Annotated in this window: 11 protein-coding genes; 5 read left to right on the top strand and 6 right to left on the bottom strand. The window is 70.2% G+C overall.

The window, feature by feature from the left end; genetic code table 11:
• Positions 1 to 503: 503 nt before the first annotated feature.
• The 5 genes from ACWENQ_RS23685 to ACWENQ_RS23705 form a co-directional block, all read right to left on the bottom strand.
• A complete protein-coding gene (locus ACWENQ_RS23685; protein WP_452416160.1) occupies positions 504 to 767 on the bottom strand; it encodes a hypothetical protein in 264 nt (87 codons plus the stop codon).
• Positions 768 to 1,150: 383 nt separating this feature from the next.
• Positions 1,151 to 3,823 (bottom strand): hypothetical protein, encoded by a 2,673-nt coding sequence (locus ACWENQ_RS23690; RefSeq protein WP_452416162.1) that lies wholly within the window; start codon positions 3,821 to 3,823, stop codon positions 1,151 to 1,153.
• Positions 3,824 to 4,727: 904 nt separating this feature from the next.
• Positions 4,728 to 5,882, bottom strand: a complete 1,155-nt coding sequence (locus tag ACWENQ_RS23695) for an NAD(P)/FAD-dependent oxidoreductase (RefSeq protein ID WP_452416164.1) — start codon at positions 5,880 to 5,882, stop codon at positions 4,728 to 4,730.
• A gap of 69 nt (positions 5,883 to 5,951) precedes the next feature.
• Entirely contained in the window at positions 5,952 to 6,824 is an 873-nt protein-coding gene (gene sigJ / locus ACWENQ_RS23700) for an RNA polymerase sigma factor SigJ (protein WP_452416166.1), read from the bottom strand.
• Positions 6,825 to 7,220: 396 nt separating this feature from the next.
• Positions 7,221 to 8,015, bottom strand: a complete 795-nt coding sequence (locus tag ACWENQ_RS23705) for an SDR family NAD(P)-dependent oxidoreductase (RefSeq protein WP_452416168.1) — start codon at positions 8,013 to 8,015, stop codon at positions 7,221 to 7,223.
• 92 nt (positions 8,016 to 8,107) lie between these two features.
• Between ACWENQ_RS23705 and ACWENQ_RS23710 the strand changes: the two genes are divergently transcribed.
• The 5 genes from ACWENQ_RS23710 (at position 8,108) to ACWENQ_RS23730 (ending at position 12,831) form a co-directional block, all read left to right on the top strand.
• Positions 8,108 to 8,689 carry a TetR/AcrR family transcriptional regulator gene (locus tag ACWENQ_RS23710; RefSeq protein ID WP_452416170.1) on the top strand — a complete coding sequence of 194 codons (582 nt, stop codon included), beginning with the start codon at positions 8,108 to 8,110 and terminating at the stop codon, positions 8,687 to 8,689.
• Positions 8,690 to 9,438: 749 nt separating this feature from the next.
• Positions 9,439 to 9,990, top strand: a complete 552-nt coding sequence (locus ACWENQ_RS23715) for an ArsR/SmtB family transcription factor (RefSeq protein ID WP_452416172.1) — start codon at positions 9,439 to 9,441, stop codon at positions 9,988 to 9,990.
• Positions 9,971 to 11,188, top strand: coding sequence for an MFS transporter (locus ACWENQ_RS23720; protein WP_452416174.1), 1,218 nt, complete (start codon positions 9,971 to 9,973; stop codon positions 11,186 to 11,188). Before ACWENQ_RS23715 ends, ACWENQ_RS23720 begins: the two co-directional genes overlap by 20 nt.
• A gap of 256 nt (positions 11,189 to 11,444) precedes the next feature.
• Complete coding sequence (locus ACWENQ_RS23725) at positions 11,445 to 12,092, top strand: response regulator (RefSeq protein WP_449923673.1); 648 nt, start codon at positions 11,445 to 11,447, stop codon at positions 12,090 to 12,092.
• Positions 12,093 to 12,171: 79 nt separating this feature from the next.
• Positions 12,172 to 12,831, top strand: a complete 660-nt coding sequence (locus ACWENQ_RS23730) for an adenylate kinase family protein (RefSeq protein ID WP_354917726.1) — start codon at positions 12,172 to 12,174, stop codon at positions 12,829 to 12,831.
• Positions 12,832 to 13,356: 525 nt separating this feature from the next.
• Here ACWENQ_RS23730 and ACWENQ_RS23735 read toward each other — a convergent pair.
• On the bottom strand, positions 13,357 to 13,707 hold the full coding sequence (locus tag ACWENQ_RS23735; protein WP_452416175.1) for an ArsR/SmtB family transcription factor: 351 nt from the start codon (positions 13,705 to 13,707) through the stop codon (positions 13,357 to 13,359).
• Positions 13,708 to 13,745: the final 38 nt, after the last annotated feature.

Here is a 13,745-nt window from a genome sequence, read left to right on the forward strand (position 1 = left end):
GTCCTTGAATGAGGGGCGGCTGAAAGCCGCCCAGCCGGGCGCCTTTACAAAGTAGATTTATTACGGCGAACCGAAGATCATCCTTCGGGATCGCGGCTTCGTCCACACCGCCCCCTCGATGGCGTGCTCCTCCCAGCCGACTCCGGCAGACACTCCGGACAACACCGGCCGGCCTTTGCCGATCCGCCTCATCTGCAGGCGACAGGCGTCAACACCGATGGAGCCGGGTGTGGACGTCCACCGTCCAAGAGATCGCCGGAAGGCGATCGAGGTCGCTACGTCAGCCATAGGAGCGGTTTGAGATGCCTCTCCCCTACCCCTGACCAGGCACGACGCCTGGTCGGAGAGGCTCACCTCGGGGACGATCATGTATGCGCGCTCGAATGCCTGCGGCGGCTTGCCGAGGAATCAACGAGGCGATGCCGCACCTGCTGCGTTCACAAGCTGAGGTGAAACCTCCGCTTGGCGGCCGCCAACCGCGGCATCTGGAAGGCCGGCGAGCTTCAGCGGATGCTCGCCGAGCATGGCCTGAAGATCAGCGCAGGCAAGATGTGATCACGTCGTTCCAACTTCCTGGGCGCGGCACGATCGTTGTTCGCGTACTGCCGCAGCAACGCAGGATCTTCCGCAGCCCCACCCAGGGCATCCGCGTCGGCCAGCACCCCTACGGCGTTGCCCAGCGACTTGACCAGGACGACATCGACCAGGCAACCGAGGCCGCCACCACCCCGGCCGCTCGGCTGGTCCTCATGCTGGCTGCCGTTCACGCCGCCCGCACCGGAGCCATCCGCGCCCTGCTCCTCGATGAGGTCGACCTCGGCAACCGGCGACTCACGATCGCCTGGCCGGACCCGCCCGATCGACGAATTCAGCCACCAGATCCTGCTCGAATGGCTGGACTACCGCCGCACCCGCTGGCCGAACACCGCCACGGACAGCCATTATCGGCAAGAACGATCTTGCTAGGGCGCCGAAGAGCAGAAGCGGGATGCGGGTGGGATAGCAGCTGGTCAGCGGCGCGTGCGTCGGGCGGTGGCCGGGGTGGCCCTTCTTGCCTTGGGTGATGACCGGCCGGGCGGAGAGGTGTTCCTTCACCGCTGCCGCTGATGGTGAGTCACCATCAGCGGCAGCGGTCGGCGGGGGCGTGGTGTCAGGCCTGGTCGTGGAGTTCGGTGCGGGTGGCTTCGGCTTGTTCGGCGATGGTGGCCAGGACCGGCGGCGGGACGTGCTTGTCGCGGAAGGTGTCGACGAGCTGGTCCAGGACGGCGTCGGCCTGTTTGAGGTCGTGGGCGCGGGCGTGCACGCGGGCCAGGCGGCGCATGGTGGCGTTGAGGGTGATGTTGTCGACCCCGGCGTCGGTGCCGGTGTCGAGGGTGGTCTCCACGACCGCGCCGAGTTGGTCGATGCTGGTGGTGGTGTCGGCGGGCCGCACTTCGATGCCGTTCTTGCCGAGGGTCAGGAAGTGGCGTCCGGCGTTGGTGCCCTTGACCATGAGCGCGTAGACCGCGAGCGGGTGGTCGGGGTGGGTGGCGATGAGCTGGTCCAGGGCGGCGTTGCCGTCGGCCAACTGGGGGGCGTCGGAGCCCAGGAAGGCCAGCAGGGTGCCCTGCTGGGAGCCGATCAGCAGGTCGCCCGCGCGCCGGTCCTGTTCGCTGGCCGGCGGGCTGATCTGGATGGTGTGCTCGGGTGAGGTGACGGTGGAGCCGTCGGGGGCCTTGCACAGGGCGCGCAGCCGGTAGGTGCCGGGCTGGGTGAAGGTGAGGCCGTCGGCCCCGTAGCCGAGGTAGGCGCTGTCGTAGAGGGCCGGGGTTCGGGCGTCGAGGGTGACGCTGCGGTCAGGGTTGCCGCAGTGGCGGGCGATGGGCCGGAAGGGGCGGATGGCTCCGGCCGGGTCGGTGACCAGGATGGTCAGGTTGTCGCCGCGGGGGCTGAGGTTGGGGAAGGCGTCGGCTCGGGGGGTGCTGCCGTCCAGGGACAGCTTGATCTCGGTGACGACGGGTTCGCCGTGGGAGAAGGTGTCGCGTCCGAACAGCTCCAGCCGCAGCCCGGACCGGCTGGCCGGTGGCAGGTCGAACTCCTTCGGAGCAGCGCGATAGGCGGCACCGACACCGACCTTCAAGCCCAAGCCGCCCATGACGACGTTGCGGTAGAAGCCGTGGCGCAGATGCCGCAGCTCATGGGCGGTGAACTGGTGGGTGAAGGCCTCCCAGAAGGCGGCCTCGCCCTTCTCTCCGTTCGGCCCCTGGTACAGATGCTCGTAGTTCATCCACGACAGGTCGCCGTAACCGTTGCGCGGACCGAGCGGCTGCGGGGGAACGGCGGTGGTGGCCTTATCCCAGCTGTGCACCAGGTTGAAGGCGTGGCCGATCTCGTGCACCCAGGTGTGAAGCTCCGTGCGGGTTCCGGCCACCTGCTGCATGGCCATCTCGGTGTGGAACACCGCCATCCCTTGGCGGGGAGATCCTTCGCGGTCGAACATGACGCCCTGGGTGGCGTCTTTGTCGACGTGGCGGGTGGCGATGAAGCTCCACAGCTTCCACTGCTCGCTGTCGCGGTGGCCGCTGAAGTTGCTGACCATCGCGGCATGCAGCTCGGCATCGTCCCACCTCAGGTCCGCGCCCGCCCCGGCGACGGCGACCTCATTGACGACGGTGCCGGACGTGCGCAGCTCGATCCCGACCTCGGCGTAGACCGACTGGACGGTGGCGATCTTCTTGTCCAGGCCCGGCGGGCGGGGATGAGTGCCGGTGAAGTACTCGGGGGCCGGTTGGGTGCCCGCCATGGCGTCGACTTCCCAGTCGATGGTGCGCAGGAACCGGGAGACGTAGGCGCAGGTGTAGGTGGTGGTCTGCGTTCCGTCGGCCGTGCTGCGGGTGAGGGTGGCGGTGCCGCCGGGGGCGAGCTTGTCCACGACCACCGAGATCTTCGGCATCTGGGTGGATTCGGCGAACTTCGCGGTGCCGGTGATGGTGGCGGGCAGCGTGACGGGCTGGCTGCCCTCCAGGACGAAGGAGTTGATGTAGGCGCCGTCCGGGACCCCGAACGTGTCACCGGAGATCACCGGCACCGGGCCTGTCAGGTCGACGCGGAGATCGATTCGCTCATCGTCGGCCGTGCCGGAGAAACGCCCGGCGGCCGGCAGCCGAGGAGTCTGGTAGGGGGCGGGTAAGGCGCCGAGCCCCGGCAGGACCTGCGCCCACGGGCCGATCTTCGTGGGCCCGTCGATCCAGTGGAAGTCCATCGCCTGGTCGCCCTTGATGAACACGGTCCGGTTGTTGCCTCCGGCATACAGCATCAGGGCGTCGTCGAAGTCGCCTCTCATCTGCGCGGGTAGCTTCGCCCACCCCGCCTCACCTCGTTGGTACAGAGGTCCTTCGTACTCGACGCCCCGCCCCCAGACGATCAGCGCGCACCGCTCGCCCTTGATCAGGAGGGTCTTGTACGGTACGCCCGGCACCTGCATCGCGACGTCGATGTCGCTGCGGTATTCGGCCGGGAGGTAGGGCCCGAAGTCCGGCAGGCCGGTGACGGGCCCCTCGTACTTCTGTCCGACGGTCCATTCCCAGTCCAGGCACCGGTCGCCGGCGATGAACACCATTCGCGTGCTGGAGGACGGCACCTCGAGGTCGAGCGCCGCCTCGCTGCAGCTGGCGTACGGCTCGGGCAGTGTCAGACACCCCTGGTGGACATCCGTCAGCGGACCCTCCCACACCAGCCCTGTCTCGCTGATCTGCGCGACCCGCTCGCCCCGCAGGAACATCGCCCTCCACGGGGCTTCCCGTGTCGGGATGATCCCGGTGAACCCTGTGGTCTTGGCCCGCATGAACGCCATTGTTCGCCTCCCGGCCGGGCCCCGCGGGCCCACGCCGATGACGCTAAAAGAGCACATTGATGCTCACAATAAGCAAAAAGAGATCACGCCCTGTCGGATTGGACCGAAACAAACAGAGTGGGGCTCACCTTTCAATTGCGGGCCGCTTCTTACCCCCTCGGGCCTTCGCCTTGGCTTCCCCCTTCGCCGCGATCGACGGCGCCGGCACCGCTTGCCTGTCTCGGCGCGACGCCGCAGGTCCGGGTCGGAAGCACCCAACCTTTGACCTGGCCGCCAGGAGGGCAGACCATCGGCTCTGCCACCCCCTGCCCCGTCAGCCTCGGGACCAGACAGCCGTAAACATCGCCATCTCGTGGCCTCATCCGGCCAGCACCGGTGCAGCAGCCCGGCGATCGACCGCAGGCGACACTCGCCGACCACGACCACGCCTTGATCGAACGCCAACAGGTGGCACCGGCCGTGGGAAGGCGACGGAGCGATGCCCAGCAAGATCGTTCTCATCGATAACCGCTGTCCGCCGGCTCCTCAGCCCCGAGCTCGTCGTTTTGTATCGCCCCTTCAGCGCCCACCTGGCCGGCATGCTTCTCATGATCGGCATCGACGCGTGCGCGAGGTCAGCAGCGCACATGTCGACCGGGATGACGCCCCCGACTGGTCCTTGGACACCGGCGCCCGTGATCAGCGCCGCTCAGGACCCCTGCTGCTCGCCTACGGCCGGAAGCTCCCGCCCGATCAGCTCAGGCCAGCGACACGACCTGGTTTCCACACTCGCGCAGGACGGCCATGACGTGGGCAGCCGAGCGGCCCCACCGCTCATATTTCCAGCGTTTCATGGGGCCGCTCGGCCGGCGCCGCGGCGAATCCCGGACGTGCGCTGCACGGACGCCGGAGATCGTTATGCGGTTGGGGCGGTCTCGTCCTCGTCTCGGGGGAAGAAGGGGAGCTCAACGTAGACGCGGTCGGCGGCGGCGAGGATCTTCGGGGCGTCGTCGACCGGCGGGTGGATGTGGTGGTTGATCCGCTTCTTGACCTCCTTGGCTTCGGCGCCCGAGGCCATCACCCTGCGGTCCCAGCCCCGGGTGAAGATGGCCCCGGCACCGCCCAGGTCCAGGCAGGTGACGTACGGGCCGGGGGTGAAGTCGCGCAGCGGCAGGTCGAGCAGGTCGGCCGCCGCGTTGTACCCGGCGACCTTGCCGAGCGGGGTGGCGTGCTGGCAGGCCTGCATGACCGTGCGCTCGGCGTCGAACGGCGCCGCGGCCGTGTCCCCGGCGACGAACACCTCGGGAAGGGCGCGCAACCACCGGTCCACCGGCACCCGGCCGAGGTGGTCGAGGTCGTCGGAGATCTGGCTGGTGAGCTCGCTGGCCCTGACCCCCACGGACCAGACCACCGCGTCCGCCTCGACCTTGGTGCCGTCGGACAGGACGGCGTATCCGTCCCCTACCTCCGTCACCGTCGTCCCGAGGCGACGTTCGACGCCCACACGGTCCAGCGCTGCCTCGATCTCCTCGCGCGGGCCCGGGCCGAGCTGGTCTCCGACCACCTGCGCCTGGTCCACCAGCAGCACCCGGCCCCGGGCGGCCAGTTCGGTCGCGGCCTCCAGCCCGACGAACCCGGCGCCGACGACCACGGCGGAGTAGTGCTCGCGGTCGCGCAGATGGTCGGCGAGCCGCCGCGCCCCGTCCAGGGTGTCGATGTCGAAGAGCCGTTCAGCGCCGGGCAGGCCCTGCGGCTGGACGAGCTTGCTGCCCGCCGCCAGCACCAGGCGGTCATAGCCGACCTCCTGGCCGTCGGCCACCACCACACGGCGGTCGGTGTCGATCCTGCTCACCGAGGCTCGCAGGTGCTCGACGCCGATCGGCTCGAGGATCCTGCCGAGCTCAACCTTGGCCAGGTCCGGCTCCGGCTCGTACAGGCGCGGCCGCAGCACCAGGTGGTCGTTCGGCGCGATGAGCGTGATGCGCAGCTCCGTCTCTCCGCGCGCCAGCGCCGCTCCCGCCGCGCTCCACACGCCCGCGAAACCGCCTCCGATGATCACAACGTGCGCCACTGTGTCTTCCTCTCAGCCTCGCCCCCCGAGGATCGGGGGGTCGGTCGGCAGGGAGACAAGATGGCGGGTTCAGATGTGACCGATGTGGGCGAACTTCTCGGGATTGACCAGTCTCCTGAACGCCGTGATCCGCCCGTCGGCGACCTCCACGGTGTCCAGCCAGACCAGCTCGCCGCCACTGTAGGTCGCCAGGGCCGGGTGACCGTTCACCTCGATGATCTGGAACGCGTCGGGCCGCCTGAGCTCGATCTGCCTGACCGCCAGCAGGGCGATCCGCTCCGCGCCCCGGACCGGCCTGCGCGCCGCGGTCACCTTGCCGCCGCCGTCGGCGACATAGACGGCCTCGGGGTCCAGCAGCGCGACGAGCCCCGCCATGTCACCCGCGTCGGCGGCCGCCCTGAACGCCTTGAGCACGCGTTCGGTCTCGGCCTTGGACGCCTGGGGGCGCTCCCGGACCGCGGCGACCCGCGCCCGCGCGCGGGAGGCGAGCTTGCGGCTGGCGGCGGGCGTGCCGCCGAGCACCTCGGCGATCCGGGCGAACGGGAAGTCGAAGACGTCGTGCAGCACCAGCGCCACCCGTTCGGCGGGGGTGAGCCTCTCCATGACCACCAGCATCGCGGTGCTCACCGACTCGTCCATGAGCACCTGAGCGGCGGCGTCGGGCCCGGTCAGCAGCGGTTCGGGCAGCCAGGGCCCGACATAGGACTCGCGCCGGACGCGCGCCGACTTCAGCATGTTGTAGGACGTACGGGCGGCCAGGGTCACCAGCCAGGCCCGCAGGTCCCGAATCTCGGACAGGTCGGCGGCGACGGCGCGCAACCAGACCTCCTGCGTCACGTCGTCGGCCTCGGCCACGGTGCCGAGAATCCGGTAGGCCGCCCCGAAGACCGCGGAACGGTGCGATTCCCAGTCAGCCTCCCCCAGCACGCCGGTCAGCTCCACCTCGGCCTCCTGCCCCCTCCGGATCAGTGATCGGCCTCCGATCCTAGGCAAACCACCCCCGACCACCCCAAGCGCGGGGGCGAGATTGGCGATGGCGTCCAGGGCGAGATCAGCGGAGGCGTCGAGCGGTCTGGGGCGGACCGGGGCAAGCGCGAAAGGGGACCCGGCCCCAGGAAGGTGATCCGCGGGCGCGTCGGCGGGCGGCGGGATGCGACTGCCGGCCCGCCCCAGGCGGGTGATCCGCGGGCGCGTCGGCGGGCGGCGGGATGCGACTGCCGACCGTGCTCGTGCTGACCGGGCACCGCTCCATCACGGACATTCTGCGCTGGTCAGACCGGCGCCGCCGTCACCAGGCCACCGCCCGACGCTGCCACTACCAGCGCAATCACTGGGGTATTAGGCGGTCTTGACTGAGCCGCCGTCGATGATGTGGTCGGCGCCGGTGGTGCTGCCCGCGAGCGGCGAGGCCAGGTAGGCGATAAGGGTCCCGACCTCGGCCGGTTCCACGAGCCTACCGGTGGTCATCCCCATGGCCGCGGGCAGGCCGGCGACCAGCTGCTCCCTCTCCAGGCTCATCGAGGTGGCAAGCGCGGCGCCGTACCCGTTCGGGTCCTCCCACATGGCGGTACGGACCGGGCCGGGCGACACCGTGTTGACGCGCACGCCCTGCGGCCCGAACTCCTCGGCCAGCGCCTTGCCGAACGCCGTCAACGCCGCCTTCGCGGTGGTGTACGGGACTGGCCCGGCGTGCGGCATCCGCGCCCCGTTGGACGAGACGTTGACGATGGCGCCGCGCTGCCGTACCAGGCTGGGCAGCGCGGCGCGCGTCGTACGCACGGCGGCGAAGAGGTTCAGGTTGTAGATCTCCTCCCACGCCTGGTCATCGAAGGAAAGGAACCCGCCGACCGCTCCCCCGTCGCCTCCGCCGACGTTGTTGACGAGCACATCGAGCTCGCCCAGCTCCGCCAGCGCGGCCTCGACCAGGGTCCGCGGCCCGTCCGCGGCGGCCAGGTCGACCTGCACGATGATCGCCCCGGTCTCCTTCAGCTCCGGCGTGACGGTCCGGGCCGCCGCGACCACCTTCATCCCCTCGCCTACCAGCGCCGTCACTGTCGCCAGCCCGATGCCCCGGCTCGCCCCGGTCACCACCGCGGCCTTGCCGTTCAGCAGCATGTCCATGAGATCTCCCATCCCTGCACCATTGATGATGCGGCTACAGTATTAGTCGCAACACAAATGTTGCAAGTCGAGGGTGAGCGGCTACCCTCCTGTAGTGTTTTCATGTGACGAAGCAGCCAGTGCACGCCAAACCTCTGCGCGCGGACGCCGAACGGACGGTGCGCGCGATCCTGGCGGGCGCCGAACGCGCGCTCTCGGCGAACCCCGCGGCCACGATGGAGCAGATCGCCGAGGCGGCGGGCGTCGCCCGCACCACCGTGCACCGCCGTTTCACCACACGCGAGGAGCTGGTGCAGGCGCTGACCGCCTGGGCGACCGCGCAGTTCGCCGAGGCCGTGGACACCGCGACGTCCGAGACGGCGCCACCGCTGGTCGTCCTCCACCGGGTGACCGCGAATGTCCTACGTGTGAAGATCGGCTGGGGCTACGCGATGAACCGGGCCGCCGCGTCGTCCGATCCCGAGATCGCACGCGTCCACGCGGACGTCCTGGACAAGTGCGACCGGCTCTTGCGCCGGGCGAGGGCGGAGGGGCTCCTGCGCTCCGACGTCGACATCGAATGGGCACGCCGCTGCTACTACGCCCTCATCCACGAGGTGACCCAGGATCGCGGCGCCACCGAGATCGACGCCGACGCCCTCACCACACGGCTCGTCGACACCCTGCTCAACGGCCTGGGCGCCTGACCGGGCGCCCCAAACCCACGCCGTCATCGGACAGGACGGCGTGGGCGTCACGACTGCGCGGCGCCGACCACCAACAGCCCGCTCGAACCGTCCGGGCTCGTTCCGCCGGCCAAGCCCGATGCCGCCGCGAAATCGACTTCACCAGCCTCCGCGAAAAGCTCGACACCACCACCCCCGGCGGCTGCCTCGTCTTCCACGTCTTTGCCGCCCAGGCCGAATTCATCCGCGAACTCATCGTGGCCGGCGCCTACGAGGGGGCCTGGCCGCCGCCGAAGCCTGAGGCCGCACCGGCCGGCGCCTCACCGTCGTCAACGCCGACCCACTCAAGGCCACCGCGACCTGCTATCCGACCCCGAACGCCCGGTCACCTCCATCGCCAAGCTGCTCGGCATCTCGGTCGGCACTCTCTCCAACCACATCCCCGGCCTACAACAGCTGCGCCTGCGCGAACGCAACAGCGAAGCACCTCCGAACGGAAAGTCACGGTAAGCACGCCCCCACGCTCGCCTTAGCGGGACCTTCGTTCCAATGCTCGTCATGCCCCTTCACCGAGACCGGAACCGCCTTCACCTGAACGCCGCACCGGGCCACGGTGTCTCGCCGGGGCTTCGTCCCGGGCCGGAGGCGAAACTCACGCTCCGTCACTTCGGCGCGCCGAACAAACCCGGCGCCTTTACAAAGTAGATTTCTAAGGCCAACAGTCAAAGATGTCTTTGACACTTCCGAAAAGCCAAAGATATCTTTGACACATGCGCATCACTGATCCGCGGGCCATGCGTGCCCTCGCGCACCCCCTACGGCTGGAGCTGATCGACCTGCTCGGCAGGATCGGCCCCGCGACGGCCGCCACCTGCGCCAAGCACCTGGAAACCTCCCAGGCGTCCTGCTCCTTCCACCTTCGCCAGCTGGCCAAGTACGGCTACGTCACCGAGGCCGACCCCTCGACGGACAAGCGGGAACGCCTGTGGCGGTTGGCCGACCACGAGCAGGCATGGTCCGCGGCGGAAGGCGGCCCGGCGGCGCTCGAACTGGAGCGCGTGTTCATCGAGCGGGAGGCCGGCCGCATGGCCGCGTGGGCCCAGGCCCGGTCCTCCGCTCCCCCGGCCTGGCAGGAGGCGGCGTTCGCGTCCGGCGTCAGCGTCCCTGTGACCCCCGAGGAGCTCGACGCCATCGGCAAGGACTTCATGCGGCTGCTCCAGCCGTACATCGCCCGCCTGTCCGACCCGTCGCTGATCCCCGAGGGCGCCGAGTCCGCCCGCCTCTTCCTCCACGGAGCCCCCCATGCGCCTCTTGGTGCGTAACCCGCGCTTCCGGCGGCTGCTCCTCGGCGACGCCGTCTCAAGTTTCGGCGACAGCGCGCTGTTCTTGTCCCTGGCCATCTGGGCCAAGGACCTGACCGGCTCGGCCGCCGCCGCCGGGATCGTCTTCCTGTGCATCACCGCCCCGGGCCTGGTCTCCCCTCTCTACGGTCACCTGGTCGACCGGGTCCGTCGCAAACCATTGCTGATGGCCATGTACGCGGCGATGGCGGTCATCGTGCCCGCCCTGCTCCTCGTGCGTACGGCGGGCGACATCTGGATCGTCTACGCGGTGGCGCTGGCCTACGGCGTCCTGTTCTCCACACCGGCCTACGGCGGGCTGCTGAAGGACCTGCTGCCCTCCGCCGACGCGGCCGCGGCCAGAAGCATGCTGATCACCGTCCGTGAGGGGTTACGCGTTCTTTCGCCGGCCGCCGGCGCGTGGATCTACCTGACCTTCGGCGGTGGCACGCTCGCCGTCGTCGACGCGTTCACCTTCGTCGTCGCCCTCCTCGTACTCGCCTCCATCGACGTCGTCGAATCGCCGCCCGAGCCCGCCCGCGCCGGCGACGGCTTCTGGAACGCCGTGACCGCCGGATTCCGCTACCTGCGCGACGTACCGCTGCTGCTGCGACTGTCGGTGGCCTTCGCCGCCTTCCTCGCCGGAGCCGGTCTGCTCGACACCGCCACCTTCGCCGCCATCGAGGGCCTCGGCCGGCCCACCGCCTTCTTCGGCGTCGTCACCGCGGTCCAGGGCGCCGGGTCGGTCCTGGGCGGCCTGCTGTCGGGCAGGCTCATCGCCCGGCTGGCCGAGACGCGCACCACCGCCGTCGGCTACGCGGTCATGGCGCTGGGCGTCGGCCTCTGCCTCGTCGAAGCGGTCCCGGTGTACCTGCTGGGCACTGCCCTCCTGGGCGCCGGACTACCGCTGCTCCGCGTCGCTCTCGGTACGGCGCAGCAGCTCTACGTGCCCGCCCGCCTGCAGGGCCGGGTCGGCGCGGCGATCGGCATGGTGTCGGACCTGACCCAGACGCTTTCGATCGCCCTCGGCGCCGCGGTGGTGGGGCTGCTCGACTACCGGGTGATGCTCGGCGCCGTCGCCCTCGCCGCCCTGCTCTGCTGCCTGGTGGTGCTCGTCCGCCCCGCGCCCACCCCCGCGATCGTCCCCTCGATCGCGGACACGCCCCAGCCGGTCGGATAGCGCCCCCTACGGCGGGCGCCCCTCCAGTGGGTGTCCCGTCGCGCGTCCGCGGGCGACGCCTTGCCGCCACCCGCTCATCGGCACCCCGAGACCGCGCCCTGTCACCGCACCTCGTCACCGCACTCCGTCGCCGCACCCGTCGCCCGCGCCCAGCACCGCGCCCCGTCGCCGCACCCGACACCGTCCCCTCACCGCGCCGAGGACCGCCCCGAGACCGCCGAGTCACGCCGACCGCGGGAGGGCTAGGGTCGAAGCCATGATTCGCGTGTTTCTCCTCGACGATCACGAGGTGGTACGCCGGGGCGTCGCCGCCCTGCTGGAGGCCGAAGACGACATCGAGGTCATCGGGGAGGCGGGAACGGCCGAGTCGGCCATCGCCCGCATCGCCGCGCTCAACCCGGACGTGGCCGTCCTGGACGTCCGGCTGCCCGACGGCAACGGTGTCGACGTCTGCCGCGAGGTGCGCTCCCGCCTGCCCGACCTGAGGTGCCTGATGCTGACCTCCTACGCCGACGACGACGCTTTATTCGACGCGGTCATGGCCGGGGCCTCCGGCTACGTGCTCAAGCAGATCCACGGCTCCGACCTCGTCGGCGCCGTCCGCACGGTGGCCTCGGGGCAGTCGCTGCTCGACCCGCAGACCACCGCCGCGATGCTGCACCGCCTGCGCGACCAGGCCACCCGCCGTGACCCGCTGGCCGCCCTGACCGACCAGGAGCGCCTGATCCTCGACCTCATCGGCGAGGGTCTCACCAACCGGCAGATCGGCGAGCGCCTCTACCTGGCGGAGAAGACCGTCAAGAACTACGTCTCCAACCTGCTGGGCAAGCTCGACATGCAGCGCCGTACCCAGGCGGCGGCCCTCGCCGCCCGCCTCAAGGCGGACCGCAAGGAGAAGCACTGACCAACGCCCCCGTCCGGGCCCTCGGCGGTTCCCCGCGGGGGCCCGGCGGGCGAACCGCCGGCGTGTGTCAGAGTGCAGTATGCGCAAGTACGTCATCATGGGCGTCCAGGGCAGCGGCAAGGGCACGCAGGGCACCCTGCTCGCCCGGGACCTCGACCTGGTGCACATCAGTGTCGGCGACATCTTCCGGTGGCACGTCCAGAACCACACCAAGCTGGGGGCCATGGTCCGGCGCGTGATGGCCGCGGGGGAACTGGTCGGCGACGACCTGGTGGAGAAGGTCGTGCGCGACCGGCTGGCGCAGCACGACTGGAACTACGGCTTCGTCGTCGACGGGTTCCCCCGCAACCAGCGGCAGGCCGAGTTCTTCCTGGAGAGCTACGACATCGACAGCGTCGTCCACCTCGATCTGCCTGACGAGGACGTCCGGCGCCGGGTGCTGGCCCGCCGCCTGTGCGCCCGCTGCGGCATGGACTACAACCTCATCGCCCACCGCCCGAAGGAGAACGGCCGGTGCGACGTGTGCGGCGGCGAGCTCGTCACGCGGGAGGACGACACACCCGAGGCGCTCGCCGGCCGGCTGCGGGACTACCACGACAAGACCGACCCGGTCCTCGCGCTGTTCCGCCGCAAGGAGTACGTCGTCACGGTCGACGCGAGACCCGACCGGGTCTCGGTGCAGCGGGAGATCCGTACACGTCTGGGCCTTCCGCCGTACGAGCCGGACGGCTCCGGCTGAGCCCCCTCGCCGACCCCGGAGGACGACCGCCCGCGGCCGGCGAAGGCGGGCCCGGAAGACCCGCTCCATGGACACGCCCTGGCCCACCCCCGCGCCGGCGGGTTCGATGCGCGCGACGAGAGCCCTCCGCTCCCGAACGTGTCCCCCGGCCCCACAGCAGGTTGAGCGGTGCTCGCTGACCCTCCACTCCGAATGCGTGGTTCTACCCGTGTGAGCCGGCCCCACTTACGCGTCAGGTCCGGCCCCCCCTTCACCGCACGGCGTCCGCCGCGCAGGTCGGCGCCGAGCACCGGATCCTGCAGTGGCTACGGCAAGCCGGACTTCCCTTCCAGGTGCCTGAGCCGGTCCCCGCGCCCGGCGGGCGCACGGTGATCGAGACCGCGGCCGGGCCCGCCGCCGTCTGCCGGTGGATCGCAGAGGTCACCAGTCGGCTTGGCCCCCGGCCATCAGGGCTACCGCTCTCGCGTGGCCTGGGGAGTGATATCGGGGAGCGGGCTCGTTTGACGGGTGCCGGGGAGCGCAGGTCTACGGCGCCTCGATAGTGCCGGTGGTCGTGGTATCACGTGTTCGGCGCTGTGCGCTCAGTACGGAGTCGAGCAGGCCGGGGAACAGTTCGTCGAGGTCCTCTCGGCGCAGGCGTACCAGCCGGGATCGGCCCTGCACCTTCGTCCACGTCACGCCGGCCTCGCGCAGCACCCGGTAGTGGTGCGACAGCGTCGTCTGATGCACGTCGATGTCGGCGCCGATCGCGTTGCAGAAGTCCTCGCCCATCCGGTCGAGCCGCAGGACGAGGTCCAGCCGTACCGGATCGGCCAGAGCGCGCAGCACCTCCACCAGCCGGATGGCCTCGGTCGCCGGTTGTGACACCTCACGCATCGCCGCCCCCTGTGTTGAGCACACCCGCCACGCTACCA

The sequence above is a fragment of the Nonomuraea sp. NPDC004354 genome, assembly GCF_053602555.1.